This window comes from Coprococcus sp. AF19-8AC, assembly GCF_003603115.1.
Lineage (GTDB): Bacteria > Bacillota > Clostridia > Lachnospirales > Lachnospiraceae > Coprococcus > Coprococcus aceti.
This window is the reverse complement of the sequence record NZ_QTMI01000001.1, coordinates 440,855-458,024: the sequence shown is the minus strand read 5'-3', so window position 1 is coordinate 458,024 and position 17,170 is coordinate 440,855. Positions and strand designations below refer to the sequence as shown.

Annotated in this window: 18 protein-coding genes; 9 read left to right on the top strand and 9 right to left on the bottom strand. The window is 42.1% G+C overall.

Annotated elements, in window-relative coordinates; all coding sequences use genetic code 11:
• Positions 1–111 precede the first annotated feature (111 nt).
• The 4 genes from DWX57_RS02090 to DWX57_RS02075 form a co-directional block, all read right to left on the bottom strand.
• The gene (locus DWX57_RS02090) at positions 112–1,503 is read right to left on the bottom strand and encodes a uracil-xanthine permease family protein (protein WP_022216044.1); all 1,392 of its coding nucleotides are present in this window, start codon (positions 1,501–1,503) and stop codon (positions 112–114) included.
• A gap of 69 nt (positions 1,504–1,572) precedes the next feature.
• On the bottom strand, positions 1,573–3,867 hold the full coding sequence (locus DWX57_RS02085) for a xanthine dehydrogenase family protein molybdopterin-binding subunit (protein WP_117548804.1): 2,295 nt from the start codon (positions 3,865–3,867) through the stop codon (positions 1,573–1,575).
• Positions 3,868–3,879: 12 nt separating this feature from the next.
• Positions 3,880–4,350 carry a (2Fe-2S)-binding protein gene (locus DWX57_RS02080; RefSeq protein WP_117548803.1) on the bottom strand — a complete coding sequence of 157 codons (471 nt, stop codon included), beginning with the start codon at positions 4,348–4,350 and terminating at the stop codon, positions 3,880–3,882.
• Complete coding sequence (locus DWX57_RS02075; protein WP_165852745.1) at positions 4,341–5,141, bottom strand: FAD binding domain-containing protein; 801 nt, start codon at positions 5,139–5,141, stop codon at positions 4,341–4,343. Before DWX57_RS02075 ends, DWX57_RS02080 begins: the two co-directional genes overlap by 10 nt.
• A 129-nt stretch (positions 5,142–5,270) precedes the next feature.
• Here DWX57_RS02075 and DWX57_RS02070 point away from each other — a divergent pair, with 129 nt between their 5' ends.
• Genes DWX57_RS02070 through DWX57_RS02050 form a run of 5 tightly spaced genes read left to right on the top strand, consistent with a single transcriptional unit; the run spans position 5,271 to position 9,557 of the window.
• Positions 5,271–6,392 carry an ABC transporter substrate-binding protein gene (locus DWX57_RS02070; protein ID WP_118016634.1) on the top strand — a complete coding sequence of 374 codons (1,122 nt, stop codon included), beginning with the start codon at positions 5,271–5,273 and terminating at the stop codon, positions 6,390–6,392.
• Positions 6,376–7,377, top strand: a complete 1,002-nt coding sequence (locus DWX57_RS02065) for a FecCD family ABC transporter permease (protein ID WP_117548800.1) — start codon at positions 6,376–6,378, stop codon at positions 7,375–7,377. Before DWX57_RS02070 ends, DWX57_RS02065 begins: the two co-directional genes overlap by 17 nt.
• On the top strand, positions 7,374–8,198 hold the full coding sequence (locus tag DWX57_RS02060; RefSeq protein WP_120122948.1) for an ABC transporter ATP-binding protein: 825 nt from the start codon (positions 7,374–7,376) through the stop codon (positions 8,196–8,198). The genes DWX57_RS02065 and DWX57_RS02060 overlap by 4 nt, the downstream gene beginning before the upstream one ends.
• Positions 8,195–8,530 carry a winged helix-turn-helix domain-containing protein gene (locus DWX57_RS02055; RefSeq protein ID WP_022216050.1) on the top strand — a complete coding sequence of 112 codons (336 nt, stop codon included), beginning with the start codon at positions 8,195–8,197 and terminating at the stop codon, positions 8,528–8,530. Before DWX57_RS02060 ends, DWX57_RS02055 begins: the two co-directional genes overlap by 4 nt.
• Positions 8,463–9,557, top strand: a complete 1,095-nt coding sequence (locus DWX57_RS02050) for an NTP transferase domain-containing protein (RefSeq protein ID WP_243106144.1) — start codon at positions 8,463–8,465, stop codon at positions 9,555–9,557. Before DWX57_RS02055 ends, DWX57_RS02050 begins: the two co-directional genes overlap by 68 nt.
• Here DWX57_RS02050 and DWX57_RS02045 read toward each other — a convergent pair whose 3' ends face one another.
• The 5 genes from DWX57_RS02045 to DWX57_RS02025 form a co-directional block, all read right to left on the bottom strand.
• Positions 9,558–10,250, bottom strand: a complete 693-nt coding sequence (locus tag DWX57_RS02045) for a hypothetical protein (protein ID WP_004853247.1) — start codon at positions 10,248–10,250, stop codon at positions 9,558–9,560.
• Positions 10,247–10,807, bottom strand: a complete 561-nt coding sequence (locus tag DWX57_RS02040; protein WP_044998344.1) for an RNA polymerase sigma factor — start codon at positions 10,805–10,807, stop codon at positions 10,247–10,249. Before DWX57_RS02040 ends, DWX57_RS02045 begins: the two co-directional genes overlap by 4 nt.
• A gap of 185 nt (positions 10,808–10,992) precedes the next feature.
• Positions 10,993–11,223, bottom strand: coding sequence for a type III toxin-antitoxin system ToxN/AbiQ family toxin (locus DWX57_RS02035; RefSeq protein WP_015534180.1), 231 nt, complete (start codon positions 11,221–11,223; stop codon positions 10,993–10,995).
• 261 nt (positions 11,224–11,484) lie between these two features.
• On the bottom strand, positions 11,485–11,940 hold the full coding sequence (locus tag DWX57_RS02030) for a DUF3021 domain-containing protein (RefSeq protein WP_004853253.1): 456 nt from the start codon (positions 11,938–11,940) through the stop codon (positions 11,485–11,487).
• Between the two features lie 11 nt (positions 11,941–11,951).
• Positions 11,952–12,398, bottom strand: coding sequence for a LytTR family DNA-binding domain-containing protein (locus DWX57_RS02025; RefSeq protein ID WP_004853256.1), 447 nt, complete (start codon positions 12,396–12,398; stop codon positions 11,952–11,954).
• Positions 12,399–13,143: 745 nt separating this feature from the next.
• On the opposite strand from DWX57_RS02025, the gene DWX57_RS02020 reads away from it, so the two are divergent.
• From DWX57_RS02020 to DWX57_RS02005, 4 genes are all read left to right on the top strand, one after another.
• Positions 13,144–14,535: a condensation domain-containing protein gene (locus DWX57_RS02020; protein ID WP_119999145.1), complete on the top strand. Its 1,392-nt coding sequence runs from the start codon at positions 13,144–13,146 to the stop codon at positions 14,533–14,535.
• A gap of 59 nt (positions 14,536–14,594) precedes the next feature.
• Positions 14,595–14,843 (top strand): acyl carrier protein, encoded by a 249-nt coding sequence (locus DWX57_RS02015; protein WP_015534183.1) that lies wholly within the window; start codon positions 14,595–14,597, stop codon positions 14,841–14,843.
• A gap of 68 nt (positions 14,844–14,911) precedes the next feature.
• A complete protein-coding gene (locus DWX57_RS02010) occupies positions 14,912–16,471 on the top strand; it encodes an AMP-binding protein (protein ID WP_120122946.1) in 1,560 nt (519 codons plus the stop codon).
• 94 nt (positions 16,472–16,565) lie between these two features.
• Complete coding sequence (locus tag DWX57_RS02005) at positions 16,566–17,144, top strand: TetR/AcrR family transcriptional regulator (RefSeq protein ID WP_120122945.1); 579 nt, start codon at positions 16,566–16,568, stop codon at positions 17,142–17,144.
• The last annotated feature ends 26 nt before the right edge of the window (positions 17,145–17,170 follow it).

Sequence of the window (17,170 nt, the reverse complement as noted above, 5' to 3'; positions counted from 1 at the left end):
TATTTTTATGTTAGCATATTTTTTTGTTATCAACAACTACTTTTGTAGCATAACAACAAGTTGTGTACGCCACAGGGACGTTCCTTCTGTAACGAGGAGTGTCCCTGATTACTACTTTTCTTTAGGCAGGATAATATTAAGCAGAATTGCAACCATTGCCGCAGGAACAATTCCTGAGCCTCCAAAAACAAGCTGGAGCAGCTGAGGGGCATTTGCTAGAATACCAGGATTGGCTCCCATTCCATAGCCCACACCCAGTGCTACTGAAACTATGGACAGATTGCGCGCGCTTAACGGTTCCTTTGTTATGAGCTGAATACCACTGATAACTATCGAAGAGAACATCATAACCGCAGCTCCGCCAAGCACTGACTGAGGCATGATCGATACCAGTGCTGCAAGTTTAGGGCAAAGGCCACATAATATCAGAAATATCGCTCCTGTTGCAAGCGCAAATCTGTTGACGACCTTAGTCATAGCTACAAGTCCCACATTCTGGCTGAATGATGTATTTGGAAGTACTCCAAACACCGCCGCAAGAGATGAACCCAGACCGTCACACATCACACCACCTGAAAGCTCCTTGTCTGTGGCTTCCCTTCCAAGACCACCTTCCATAACACCTGATATATCGCCTACAGTCTCCACCGCTGTAACAATAAACATTATGAGCACCGGAAGGATTGCGCGCACATCAAACACCGGTTTTACAGGCATGAGCTGTGGAATCGCAAACCAGGAAGCATCTTTCACCTTGTCCCAGTTCAGCACCCAGGCTTTGGTATATTCCACACCGTCAGCAGTTATACCTGTTCTCGGAAGAACAAGTCCCATTATGATCGCTGCGATATAGCCTGCGATTATTCCAAAAAGAATAGATGACGAGCTTAAAAATCCTTTTGTCCAGTGCTTAAAGAAAAGGATGACCACAAGGACAAATAATGCAAGCAGAAGGTTCTCCATGGAGCCAAAGTCTGCGGCATTATTTCCACCTCCAAATGAATTTATTCCCACCGATATAAGGCTGAGTCCAATGGATAAAACCACTGTACCTGTTACAACAGCCGGGAAAAACCTGCGCAATGGCTTCAGGAAAAAGCCAAGCACAGTCTCAAACAAGCCACCGATAATGGATGCCCCCATAATCGCACCATACGCAAGCACTCCACCGCCCATGGTCGCCGCCACGCTGTTGAATACTCCTATAAAACCTGAAGATGTACCCATAATGATCGGCACCTTTCCTCCAACAGGACCTATTGAGAAAAGCTGTATCAGGGTGACAACTCCCGCGATAAGCATTGCGTTCTGAAGCAGCGAAAGCTGAAGATCAGCAAATTCACCACCGACCAGTCCGCATGCTCCTGTGATAATTAATAACGGTGTCAAATTTCCGACAAACATTGCAAGGACATGCTGAAGTCCAAGAGGTATCGCCTGGGAAAGAGGCATCCTTCCATCAAGCTGGAATGCTGTTTCTGAAAGTTTAAACTTATTTTTCATCTGTTGTTTTCTCCTGTATATTTTATTTTCATATTACAGATTCTGTTATTCTGCTTATGTTATCTCCAATTACTCTTCCGGCATGGACATAAGAATCTTCTCCGGTGTGATCGGCAGTTCTCTGTGCCATACACCTGTCGCCCTATATATGGCATGTGCAATAGCAGGTGCCGGAGTGTTGATAACTATTTCTCCTATCGATTTGGCTCCAAAAGGACCTGTAGGCTCATAGCTGTTTTCAAATTCCACTCTCAAATGCCCCATATCAAGACGGGTTGGTATCTTGTATTGCATGAAACTCGACTCTATCGGGCATCCCTTCGCATTGTAGGTGATGTTCTCAAACAGAGTGTGTCCTATTCCCTGGACTATGCCTCCCTCAGCCTGAACACGTGCCAGTGCCGGGTTTATGGCTATGCCACAATCCACGACTGCAGCATAATCCAGTATCTTCACTTCTCCTGTATATCTGTCAAGTTCTATCTCAACCATTCCGACCATATATGGAGGAGGCGAAACCGGAGACGAATGAGAGACTGTAGCTACAGCGGCAATATCATTTGCGACCTGATCCTTAACACTTATATCAGCCAAAGAAACGCTTTGATCTGTTCCTGTCCGATATGCCCTGCCATTTTCGAAATACATTTCATCCTGTTCACATCCAAGCATTCCTGCTGCAATTGCGCACAGCTTCTTCTTCAATTTATCACAGGCAAGCTCCACAGCCTTTCCTGTTACATACGTAGTGGATGAAGCATACGAGCCGGAATCATATGGTGAAGCATCTGTGTCTGCTCCAAATACCGCCACGTCATCAACCGAGCAATCCATACACTCCGCAACCATCTGTGCAAGGATAGTATCACATCCGGTTCCCATATCTGCAGCACCGATTATCAGGTTAAATGTACCATCATCCGCAAGCTTGACCGTTGCAGATCCTACATCCACATTCGATATACAAGAACCCTGCATGGCCATTGCTACTCCTGCAGCCCTGACTTTTCCGTTTCCCATGTTCCTGACAGGGTATTTATCATCCCAGTTAAATATCTCCTTGCATCTGGCCATACATCTGTCAAGAGCACACGCATTTGCCGTCTCGCCATAATACGCAGGCATCTTCATTCCCTCGCGCAGCATATTCTGCTCACGGATCACGGTCGGATCTATCCCCAGTTTCTCCGCAAGTTCATTCACCGCAGACTCAAGCGCAAAGATTCCCTGTGTAGCCCCATATCCTCTGTATGCACCAGCCGCCATAGTGTTCGTATATACAACATCATATCCAAACCTATATGCCTCAAGGCCTCCTGTATATAACGGGATGGACTTATGCCCGCTAAGTCCGACTGTTGTAGGTCCATGCTCCCCATACGCTCCAGTGTTGGACAGAGTATACAGATCAAGTCCTCTTATATGTCCATCGCGGTCTGCTCCCAGACGGACTCTCACCTCCATCTCATGGCGCGGTGAACCTGCGATCTGACTTTCCTGTCTCGTAAATATTATCTTAGCCGCACGCCCGGTCTTCATGGTCACAAATGCAGGATACACCTCACTTACCGCTGTCTGCTTTGCTCCAAATCCGCCTCCTATACGTGGTTTTTCCACTCTGATCCTGCTCTTTGGAATGCCAAGCGCTCTTGACAGAATACGACGTACATGAAACACGATCTGTGTAGAAGAAATTACATGAAGCCTTCCATAACGGTCAAGGTGTGTATACGTTCGAAAAGTCTCCATCATAGCTTGGTTAAAGGCTCTCATATGATATCTGTTCTCCAGCACCTCATCGCAGTCAGCTATAACAGCATCAACATCGCCATCACCGCCTACATCGCTTGCTATCAGGTTGCGTTTCGGATCGCCTCCTACCTGAACTGGCGGAAACCAGTCGTCCTCAGGATGAACCAATATTTCATTATCCTTTGCCTTGTGGAAATCCAGAACAGGCTCCAAGATTTTATATTTAACCTTTATGAGTTTCATAGCCTTAATTGCTGACTTTTCATCCTCAGCTGCTATGATTGCAACCACATCGCCCACACACCTCACATGGCGGTCCATAATGAGTCTGTCATACGGTGACGGCTCAGGATATGTCTGTCCTGCTATTGCAAACCGGCTATTTGGCACATCCTGCCATGTGTAAATATCTACTATTCCAGGTATTTTTTTTGCTATGGAGACATTTATATCCTCCACAATAGCATTCGCATGTGGACTGCGAAGCAGTTTCACAACAAGTGCATCACCGGGAGTGATATCATCCACATATACCGGTTTGCCAAGAAGTAACTGCATAGAATCTTTTTTTCTAACGGATTTATTAACTACATTATATTTTTTATGTTCCATGAGTTCACCCCTTTACCGTCTGTCATCTGCAGAAATTCTACTGTCTAAGTAATTTCGGATTCCTCTCAGTTGTCCCTCATATCCGGAACATCTGCACAAATTTCCGGCAAGATATGCCCTGATCTCATCATCCGATGGATCAGGATTTTCTCTGAGAAGAGCTATTGTATTCATCACAAAACCCGGGTTGCAGAAACCACATTGATCAGCACCCTGATCAGCAATGAACCCGGCAAATTCTGCTGCCTCATCCTGAAGGCCCTCAAGGGTCTGCACCTCGTGTCCATCTGCCCTGGCAGCAAGCATCGAACAGGAAAGGACAGGAGTCTGATCCATAAGCACTGTACACAGACCACAATTTGACGTCTCACAGCCGCGTTTCACACTATAACAGCCATGATCACGCAGAAAATCTATAAGGAGCATATCAGGAGCTATATTTCCCGAGACGAATTTCCCATTTAATTTAACTTTTATTTCCACTGCTGCTCCTCCTCAATCTTTTTCAATAATCTCTGTCCAAGCACACGTATCAGACGGCTTCTGTATTCTGCGCCAGCACGATGATTGCTTCCAACCGGGATCTTGTCAGAAACCCAACTGGCAAATGCTTTCTCTGTATCATCAGAAAGTCCCCCTGTGAGCAAGCCTTCTTCATCCAGAACAAGCATCGCCCTTCCAGGCCTTGCTCCCACAGCCAAACGGTATTCTCCATCCACGCATGATGCCGAACATGCAATGACAGGAAAATCTGTTCTCTGATTGCGGACTGATGCATAAGCAAAAACTCCGGGAGTTTTCCTGATGATCAGATGTACAATCACGTCCCTGTCCTGTTTCATGCCAACAAATTCCCTGAGAGGAATCATACCACCATGATAAAGCTCTACAAATGCATCCATAGCTAAAAAAACTGTCAGAATGTCTGAAAACCCGAAACGTCCCCATATGCTTCCGCCAATCGTTGCGAGATTTCGGAACTGAACTCCCACAATATCCTTCACCGCTTCGCATACTGCACCATGTGTATATTTGTTTAATCCGTCATGCAGCTCTATCTGACGGAGTGATGTCATTGCACCAATAATGAATTCGTCTTCTTTTTCTTCAATCTTATCAAGTCCCAGATCACACATATCTATGGCTGTCTGTATCAGGCGATCCTGCATTTTTGTCCAGAGCATTCCTCCGATAATACAGCTTCCCTTTTTCTGATTCAGTTCATATGCCTCATCAATACTTTGTGCGCGTACATAATTCTGTATTGTTACCATAAAAGCTCCTTTTAACATATAAACACAATTTTTCAAAATATATTATATTAAAACAGCTTGTCTTTGAAAAGATGCTTTGTTACAATACCGTTGTATTATTTCAAGAATAACGAAAGGAACATTGAATTCATGAAAACAACTTTTAAAAAGCAACTATCTATCATCCTTATCTGTACTATGCTGGCAGTACTTACAGCCTGTGGTACAGACAGTGCTACGACAACACAGAGTACTACGGAAAGCACCACAGTTGCTTCAGTATCCGAATCAGCTTCCAGTGAAGAAGTATCATCTGAAGAATTATCTTCTGAAGAGTCTTCCACTGAAGCAGATGCTGAACAGACTGTATACCCTGTAACAGTTACTGACCAGGCCGGCCGTGAAGTTACAATTGAAAAAGAGCCATCTTCTATCGTGAGCGGCTACTATATTTCTTCAAGCCTTCTGATCGCTCTTGGTCTCAAGGATAAGGTTGTCGGTATTGAGGCAAAAGCAGACAAGCGCCCTATTTATAAGCTTGCTGCACCAGAACTGACAGAGCTGCCAAATGTTGGAACTGCCAAAGAGTTCAACCTTGAGACATGCGCTGCTCTTTCCCCTGATCTGGTTATTCTGCCAATGAAGCTGAAGGATGCAGCTCAGAGCCTGACAGACCTCGGTATCGCAGTACTGCTCGTCAATCCTGAAAGTCAGGATCTTCTGACAGAAATGATCAACACCATAGCTACGGCAACTAACACCAACTCAGAGGCTGCAAAGCTGCTCGCATATATAGATTCTCAGAAGGATATGCTTACTTCAGCTCTGTCTGGCGTAGAACCTGAAAGTGTATACCTTGCCGGCAACTCATCATTCCTGTCTACTGCCGGTCCTTCTATGTATCAGTCAAGCATCATAGAGCTTGCCGGTGGAAAAAATGCAGCTGATTCTATCACAGACACCTACTGGGCTGAGATAAGCTATGAGCAGCTTCTTGCATGGGATCCTTCTTATATAATAATCGCATCTGATGCCGAATATACAGTAGATGACGTAATGAACGATCCAAACCTTGCAGAATGCACTGCTGTAAAAAACAGCCACGTATATGCTATTCCTGGAGACGTGGAAGCATTGGACAGCCCGGTACCTGCAGGAATCCTGGCATCTGTATGGCTTGCAGGGATCCTTCATCCTGATCAGGTATCAACTGACACATATACAACTGAAATGACAAATTATTATGAAACATTCTATGGAATCAACAATTAATAACAAGCGTAAAAATAAAAACAAAGCAACAATAACTATTATACTGGGAGCTGTCATTCTGGCAGCTCTCAGTATATTTTCTTTTTTTGTCGGAAAATATCCTCTTACACTTAATGGATTGCTGCAAGGTGATGACATGCAGTGGCGTGTATTTCTCACGCTTCGCGCAAGCCGCGGAATCATCGGCTGTATAGGGGGATTTGTTCTCGGCATAGCAGGATTTGTATATCAGACTGTCTTTAAGAACCCATTGGCTTCTCCAGACATCATAGGTGTATCCTCAGGTGCAAGCGCCGGTGCCGCATTTGGCATTCTGTTTTTGTCCGGGACAATGTCTGTAACCATATCTGCTTTTGCCGGAGCCATATGCTGTGTGATACTGGTTCTGCTTCTGTCATCGCTGACATATGAGCGTGATGGAAAAAGCATAGTACTGGCAGGCATAGCAGTACACAGTCTTGCCCAGACCGCTCTTGTATGTCTGAAGCTGACTGCCGACCCTGAAAAACAATTATCATCAATTGAATACTGGATCATGGGAAGCCTTAATGGCATAAGTATATATTCCATTGGTTCAAATGTAATACTGTGCGCTGTCTGCCTGCTGATAATGTTCCTATTGTACAGGCAGATCATAATGCTCTCCCTTGATGACGCAGAGGGCAAAATGCTTGGTGTGAATGTTAACCAGATACGAATGCTGGTTCTTTTGATCGCAACCCTGGCAACTTCAAGTGTGATCAGCATGACGGGACTTATCAGCTTTATCTCTCTGCTTGCTCCGCACGGAGCCAGAATGCTGCTCAAAAATAACCGCTTATCAACTATGCTTCTAAGTGGTCTTATAGGTGGATGCCTTCTCACTTTCGGTGATATACTTGCCCGCAGTGTATGTTCCACAGAACTACCGGTCAGTATATTCACAAGTATCATAGGAGCACCATTTCTTATCTATCTATGCATAAGGAGGAAACCTGTAAAATGAGTATATTAAACATACGCAATCTGTCAGCCGGCTACCACCACAGCAGCCGCACCAGCACCACAGATGTGCAAAATGTGATAAATAATATCAGCTTTTCTGCAGAAGAAGGTACAATTGTTGGTATACTTGGCGAGAATGGCTGTGGCAAAACAACCCTTATCAAAGCAATCGCCAATTTGATTCCGCATAGTGGCTGCTGCGAGTTAGATAATCTCCAGCTGGAACATATGCCTCACAAAAAACTAGCACAGCTATGTGGATATATCCCTCAAAAAAGCGGCATATCCATAGACATATCTCTCTTAGATGTTGTCATGATGGGATTTAACCCAGAGCTTAAGCTTCTTCAACCCCATACTGAGACCATGAAAGAAAAGGCTTATAAAGTTCTTGCAATGGTCGGACTTGATTCACGGATAAACGATAATTTTCAGACATTGAGCGAGGGTCAAAAACAGCTTGCCCTGCTGGCACGTACATTTGTGGCAAAACGGAAGCTTTTACTCCTGGACGAACCGGAAAGTGCACTGGACTTCAGACTGCGTTACCAGATCATGAACCTTCTGTGCAGCTATGTTGAACAAAACCTCGCGGTGTCTCTGGTAACGCTTCACGATTCATCACTTGCATTAAATTACTGCAACACTCTTCTGGTTTTATCTGAATCCAAACTGATCGGTGAAATATATCCTGATAAAACACCCATTGAGGAAATGGAAATGCTTCTGTCCAAAGTTTATGGTACAATCAGTATCAGAGAACTTCGCAACCGTCAGGGAAAGCGCCAGCTTGTCATGATGAAGGAGGATGATATGCATTGAGAGCTGCTATTAAAATAACATTTTTTGATGATAATGATGAGAAATTCTTTGGTGAAGGTCCATACCGCCTTCTTTTGGCTATAGAAAAAACCGGTTCTCTCCGCTCCGCATCCCAGTCAATGGGGCTTGCCTACAGCAAAGCATTCCGCATGATAAAAAACGCTGAAGAGGCGCTGGGATTTTCACTTACAAGCCGCCAAGCAGGTGGCAGGTCAGGTGGGGGGAGCACGATAACACCAGAGGGAAAGGAATGGCTGAAAAAATATGAACAATATAGAGAAGCCTGTATTCAGGCCGGAAGCAAATTGTATATGGAGATCTTTTCTGACTAGCAAAAAGAAACATATCGTTATTACCGGTGACAGGAAAAGTGGCAAATCAACACTTCTCTCTTCACTTTTCGACAGACAAATGCCCGGAATTACATCATGGGCCGTCCCAAAAGAAGGCGTGTACATGAAAAATAACTCTAGCGGTGAAGTTGTACGTATCGGCAAATTCTGCTCTGATGCCACAGGTTGCGAGAACCTCATGCAACCCATTAAAGATGCCTTTAACAGCACATGTATTGCATTTTTAGAAAGCCTAGCAGACACAACAGCACCATGGATTACTGTAGACGAAATTGGATATCTTGAAAACACATCATACGATTATCAAAAAGCTTTCGAAAGGCTCATGAATAAAAAGCGGATCATTATGGTTGTTCGAAAACAGGATCTCTCATTTCTGAACCGGCTGTGCAGCCATAAGGATGTGTTCCTTGTTGACCTTGACAGACCATTTGGCAATTCCGGATGTATCATCATGGCTTCAGGGCAGGGAAAACGCTTTGGCAGCAATAAGCTCATGGCTGAATATCACGGACAGCCGCTCATAAAGTGGATACTTGATATAACAAAAGATTTGTTTTCCAGGCGACTCGTTGTCACCATACACCAGGATATTGAAAAGCTTTGCACAGAATATAGTATACCGGTAATCCTTCACTCCTCACCATATCGGAATGATATGATCCGTCTTGGTCTGGATACAATTGGTTCCTATATTGACCGCTGTGCTTTTATTCCTTCCGATCAGCCACTCATAAAGACGGAATCTATAGCATCACTATTATTATGTGCAAAAAATGAGCCATCATATATATGGAGAACGTGTTATGACAAAACACCAGGGGCACCTGTGATATTTCCAAAAGAATATTTTGATGAGCTTATGTCTCTCCCACAGGGAAAAGGCGGGAATGTCGTTGTCCACAGTCACGAATCTCAGGTAAGGCAGCTACCCGTCACCAACAAAACTGAATTGATGGACATTGACACACCAGCAGATATGGCGCGGCTGAAGGAACGTCCCTGATTATTCTTGGATTTGACTCAAATCAAATGCACCGTTCTCAATCAACTTCAAAATTGTGTCTACCAAGTTGTTTTTTACAGTTTCACTTTCATTTTCAACGCCAGAATACTCTACATAAATAGTGTTCTCTCCCATATCAAAGGTTGCATAATATATTACGGTTTTGATACCTTGACTATTTGACTTTGTTACGAAATATCCTGCATTGATATCAACGCCGTCTACACTTGAAGTGATTGTATTTCCATCAATGATAGTATCTAATAGATTTACACCCTGTTTAGATACTACCATTCTTGTATCACCAATTTTTCCCTCAAGACCCAGAATATTATGATTGTCAGCATCAAAGTAAGCATCTGCGGTAACAGGCAAGTCTGCAAAAAGCATTTCAATCTCAGCATCGCTCAAGGGCCTTGTTGTTACATTTAAGTTAATTGAAGATTGTGATAAGTCATTTTTAACAAAAGTAATTGTTTCTCCACCATCCAGCGTGGCAATATCGTTTTTTGTACCAAACAGATTGCTTTGAAAAACTCCCACTCCAATCACAGCAACGAGTACGAAGCAAGCAGCAACAGACACCCATTTTTGCCGATTAGTTATTTTACTTGTTTTTTTCATAGGTTCAGCCTCCTTAATATACTGATTATCGACATTTCCCAATGCCCTTAAAAGTTTCTTTTCTTTCATACAGAGATACCTTCTTTCTCTAACAATTTTTTAAGTTCGTTCCTTGAACGAAATAATGACATCTTGATTTTGCTCTCGCTCATATCATATTCCGTTGCAATTTCTTTAATGGGCGATAAGTACCAATATCTTCTCATAAAGATTTTTCGCTGTTCTAATGACAGGGAAGAAAGAAAGCGGTTGAGAATATCCGTTAGAGCAATTTCTTCAACAATGTTTTCTGTACTATCCAACGATGGTATGCACTCTTGTATTTCATCAAGAATCAATGGCATTTGCCCGCCATTACGTTTCTTTGCATTGAGCAGTTCGTACCTGTCCAAAGATAAGTTGCGAGTAATCTTCCCTAAAAAAGTTTTTAGGACAGATGGACGGTTAGGCGGTATGCTGTTCCAAGCTCTTAAATAAGTATCATTTACACATTCCTCGCTGTCTTCGTCATTGTGAAGAATATTAAAGGCTATGTATCTGCAATACTTTCCGTATTTTTTTGAAGTTTCGGATATAGCAGCTTCGGAGCGCTCCCAATATAAATCTAATATCTGCTTATCATCCATAGGCTTCTCCTCCTCCTTTGTATTAAGGCCTTTCACTCTAATAGACGGGGAAAATGTGTCAAGCGTCACTTAAATTCAAAAGATATTTATTCAAAGATTAGCTTTCATTTTTTGAAAGAATATAATAAAACAGCAAAAGACATACACCAACAAGTCTCTTAATATTCAATGCGGAAAATTACAATTCATACAATCTTTTTGAAATCAATTTTATCCCTCATTTTTTCATGCTTTTCCTTTGGCTTAGATAAGGGAACACAATACTTATGTTCATTACAAATAACAAGCACTCCAAGAAAAGGTCGCTCGTCCTTACCAATCTGAGGAGATACCGATAAAACTCTGTCATCTATATTATGTAAGTTTCTGATGTATTTCATATCAATACGATATACTTCTAATGGTGCTTGAATCATTCATTTCTTCTTTAAAATATTTCAAGGACTATGTTTCCATAGTCCTTGAATGTAGTGTCACCGTAGCGACCCTAACGCTTTTTGAACGTCCACTTATCGGCAGAACCCTCCTTCAATATTATTGAACCAAATGCCATTCTTTTGTCAATGAATTTCTAAAAATTCATAATCTTTTTATATTTAGCACAAATCATTTTTCAGCCTCGTAGAGCGAAATACACCCACCGCACAAATCTTCGATTTGTACTCTGTGTATTTCGACTAATTATTCTTTTGAATGCCTTCTTTTATCTTATAAATACGTATCTTCCAAATCAAATATTGTACTATCCAAACTACAACAAATATTGCAACAAAAATAGCAAAATAGCTTAATACACCTTTAACAGAATGCTCCATCCATTCGCAAATATATGCAACTGTCATCATAAGTACAGATACAATTCCAAAATAAATGCTTGTTTGTTTTAATAAACTCCACTTATCTATTTCCCAGATAACAGATGCTCCTGCAAATCCTGCTCCAAGAACGGCACTTAAAACAGTCTGTATGATAATCGCTGTTACCTCATTGCCAAATCGTTCAATCAAACTCGGAACACATGAATAGTAACTACCATCACCGATTGCAAGTGAAATTCCAATTGTAATCAAATAACTAATTACAATTCCACCCAATAATCCAACAAATATTCTAGAAAATAATTCTTTTTTCATTTTTAGTCACCTCATAATCCTAATACTTTTTTGATCTTTGAAACATATCTTCTGGAAACATAACTTACAGTCCCATTCGATAATTCCATACAAATTGTTCCTACAAAGCTTAAATCAAGGCTTTTAACCTTCTTAAGATTCACAATTTCTGAATTTGATATCCTTACAAACTTACTGTTATCCAATCTTTCTTCCGCTTCATATAGTCTCAATCTAATTTGATACGTACCATTGTCTGTTTGGGTAAAAACTTTACTGTCTTCTGCGTAAATCTTTACTATGTGATCCGGATCTAATAGTTCGACCTTATCCTCTCTGATACCGGAAATAATTGTTGGAGCATCATCTAATCTGCTTACAAAATCAACAACTCTGTTAACTTCTTCCGTCATCTGTGCTGTTGTAATCATAATTTCAGGTTCTTTAGCTTCCGCATCGATATTAATATTCAGTTTCATGATTTTCCTCCTTTCTTGCTTTGTAGTATATCTGGATTAGGATTATTATCTATACTTTATCAATAGGTGGTAATTTTTTCTACCTAACTGGTCAAAAACAATGTTTTCGCAGTTGATTCCTTCCCTTGTTTTTTCCCTTATGAGGGTTCATAAACAAGGGTAAAACGATATAACACAATACAAGATGTGACGGGGAGGACACCCACGGAAATTTTAGTATTTTCAAGGGTTTGCCGAGATTTCTATAACCAAATATAACAGTTATTAAATTTCTTAAAATACCTCAAGTGAGAATTCAAATTTATCGCTCTGATTTTAATGCATTGTACCAAGTCGCTAGCGCGACGGCTCGCCCCAGTTACGTGAAAATCACCACTTTTTTAAAAAGATAGCAGTTTTTGTATTTATATAGTATTGTTGAGATACCCCTACCTTAACAAACTACACAATTACATCAACTGCTATGAATAGTTTATCATTTATTTTAGGTTTCAACAATCATATACTTTATTTTTTATCCAGATCACCACCTGTTTTGAATACATGTAGGGACGTTCCTTCTGTCACCAAGAGTGTCCCTCTGTCTTATTCGTTACAGGGGGACACTCTTGGTGACAGAAGGAACGTCCCCGATTTCCGGTCAATTTCATCTAAAGTGTCCATTAGCGGATCCGGCATATTGAATCCTCATCTTTCTTATGATAACTTTTCCCACAGCGTATCAGAACATCAGGAGGAGTAAATTATGCCAAGAAAATATTATCCATTAACACCTTCACAAAAGATACATTTCAAACCAATTATTGAATTTGGCACTCAGCAAGTCGCAAATATAAGCATTTGTATGACTCTGCAGGCGCCGCTTGATTTTGGTCTGCTGAAAAAATGCATACAACTGGAATACGAGAGATACGAATGCCTGCGAATCCGTTTTACAAAAGTTGACCCAAATGGAGAGGTACGGCAATATGTTGTTTCTCACGATGACAGAGATATTGATTACGAAAACCTTTCATGGCTTTCCGGTGATGACGCTTATCACCGCATGGAAGAATGGTCCAGAATTCCGTTTGACGGGGACAATATTCCAATGAATGTGATAAAAATGATCTCGCTTCCGGGTGGCTACAATGGGCTGTACATCAAGATCGATCACAGACTCATGGATTCATGTGGAGCTATCATCATGGTGAATGACATCATGGAACTGTACTGTCATTACAAATTTGGCACGCCTTATCCTGAGGACATGGCAAGTTTCACTGACATGGTCGAACGTGATCTTAAAAAAAGCACAGACGAAAAACGTGTCTCAAAAGACCGCATGTACTGGCAAAATGTGCTGGAGGAAAATGGAGAACCTATTTACTCCGATATACAGGGACAACGGATACTTCAGGAAAGCAGACGCCTTCACAATGACAAGTCACTCCGCGCTGCAGATCAGGAAATTAACAACCTGTCTGTCGCTACAAAGAACTATCATCTGGATGCTGAGCCAACCCAGAATCTTCTGGATTTTTGTATGAACAATCACATATCCATGACCAACCTCATTCTCATGGGAATACGAACTTATCTCTCCAAGGCAAATGGCGGACAGACCGACATTTCCATAAGGAATTATGTTTCAAGACGTTCCACACATGCCGAGTGGGTATCAGGTGGCTCTCGCGCAATGGCATACCCTTGCAGAACCATCATTGATCCGGACACAGAATTTCTGGATGCAGTTTTCATGATTCAGGATGTTCAGAATCATGTATACCGACACTGCAATTATGACCCGGAACTTTTGTCTGACCAGATGAAAGAAATGTTCCACACTCCTCCACACACTACTTATGAGAGCGTGGGGCTTACTTACCAGCCTCTTCCTATCAGGCTTAAAAATCCGCATCTCGAAGACATTTCCGTAAGGAGCATGTGGATTCCAAATGGTACATCAAAACAAAAGATCTATCTCACCGTCATGCACAGTGCAAATGATCTGGGCCTGAATTTCTATTTCAGATACCAGACCGCAAGCCTCTCCGAACAGGACATTGAACTGTTCTACTACTACCTTATGAAGATAATCTTCAAAGGCATTGCCGAGCCAGAAATGACTGTGGGCGAAATCATCGAATGCATCTGACCATTTTGGGGACGGAGGTTCCTGTCCCTTTTAATTAATTCAATAAGGAGATTTTTAATATGAATACTAATATAACTTTTTTGAACATTGTTGCCGAATACTGCAATACACCAGCTGATGAGATCACTAATGATATGCGATTCATAGAAGATTTGGGCTTTAGCTCCCTTGATTTCATGACTTTTCTCGGCGACCTTGAAGATACATTTGACGTGGAAATCGATGAAGATGAGATCATCAATATTCACACTATAGAAGACGCCATCAAGTACCTTGACAACCTGACAAGCTCTTCTGCATCGGTTTAACATTAAAAATCTGGGACGACGGAGTATGTCCCATTTTGCCTCACATAATAGAAATGGAGATATGATATATGGAAGAAAATATTCTGGAAATTGTTGAAAATAGCTGTCGGATACATAGAGATGTAATAGCTGTTAAATATCTGTCTCACAGAGAAATTGTCGAAAAGAGCTACGGAGATCTGTGGGATGACATTCGCAAAACTGCTGTCATTTTGCGAAATAATGGCCTCTGCGGAACACATATTGCACTGGTGGGAAGCAGCTCTTATGAATGGATCTGCGCCTACATGGCTATACTTTTCACGGGAAATACTGCTGTACCGCTGGATGCCAACCTGTCAGCGTCAGAATTACATGAACTTCTGAATAGATCAGGATCAACTGCATTATTCTGCGGGGCATCCAGAAAGGATGTGATAACAGAACTGACAGCAGATTGTCCTAGAATGAATGTTGTATTCACCATGGAAAAGAAAGTCGATATAGAGCATCTGGAGGGTGCAGATTCAAATCCACAATTAGCAATTTTGTCATTTGAACAGCTCCGCAGCGAAATTACCATACCGGATGACTTTGCATTTGCCGATCAGGATAAGGATAAAATGTGTACGCTTATGTATACCTCTGGAACAACAGGCAAAAGCAAAGGCGTCATGCTGTCTCAATTCAATCTCGCACAAAATGTTGAAAATGTATATATAAATCTGGAACCTGGTGTAACTATTCTGAGCGTTCTGCCTATACATCACGCATTCTGCCTGACAATGGAATGGATGAAGGGCATTTCGCTGGGCGCCACTATCTGCATCAATGACTCGTTGCTCCACATGCTGAAAAACATGAAACGGTTCCAGCCGGTCGGCATGCTGATGGTTCCTCTCATGGTAGAAACCATTTACAAAAAACTCAAAGACGTCAACCCTCTCCTTCCTAAAAAGCTGGTTGCCAAGGAAGCATTTGGCGGTAAACTGGAATATATATTCTGCGGAGGGGCATATCTGGATCCTATGTATGTTACCGAATTCAAAAAATACGGAATAGACATACTCCAGGGATACGGCATGACTGAATGCTCCCCTGTAATTTGCTCCAACAATCACAGATACAACAGGCCCGGATCCGTTGGCAAACTCCTGGACAACTGTGCTGTTCGTTTTGTCGATGAGGAAATTCAGGTAAAAGGCACAAGCGTCATGTCCGGATACTACGACATGCCAGACGAGACCGCAGAAGCTTTTCAAGACGGCTGGCTCTGCACCGGAGATCTTGGTTATCTCGACTCCGATGGTTTCATGTATATAACCGGAAGGAAAAAGAACCTCATCATCCTGGCAAATGGTGAAAACATATCCCCTGAGGAACTGGAAGGAAAGCTTTCTATAGAGCCCCTTATTTCAGAAATAGTCATTACCGGCGACGGCAACCATCTCACTGCTCACATATATCCAGATCAGGATTTTGTAGATAAGAAACATATGGATGCAGCCAGGACTTCTGAAAAATTGCAAAAAATTATTGATACCTTCAACAAAAACCAGCCAACATACAAAAGGATCTCGGCACTGGATATAAGAAAAGAGCCGTTTGAAAAGAGTTCGACAAAAAAGATCAAAAGAAATCTCGTATAACAATAGACTCACACGCATTATTGTTGTAACATTGCTGTATTAGATAGCGACAAAACTGCAGCACCAAGCCAGGCAGCAGATAAAGGAGACAGCCATGATCAACTCAACCGATCCCCGATATGATAGAACTGAAAGTGACCTTCTAGATGCATTCAAGATACTTGCAGGTCAAAAGGCTCTGAACAAAATAAGCGTGTCCGAGATAACCAAACTCACAGGTGTGACCAGAAGCACATTTTACAACCACTACGAAGACATGCCTGCTTTCATCAATGCCATGGAAGACCGCATCGTCGATGAAATATTTCAGATCATGAATAGCTTCAAACCAGAAGGCAATCTTGAGATCTGCCACCAGTTCTTCAGGTCTCTATGCGAATACATGAAAGCAAATAAATTTCTCATGATCATCATTGCCACACCTGAGGCTTATGATTTCGTGGAAAAGGCACTGACAATGTTCCATAGATACGTGCGATTAATTCTGGAAAAATCCAGCAAGACCGGCCTGGCCCAGGAGAAATACTCATATGCCGTAGCATACGCAATAGGCGGCGTGGTTGGTATCCTGCACAAGTTTGCGGTGGATAACTGTCAGGAAAGCAGCGACAAGGTGTCCGCTTTCCTGACAGAAACGTTTCTGGATGGTATGAGACCGTATTTGGGGTTGTAGGCACGTCTTCTTTAGATATATAAATT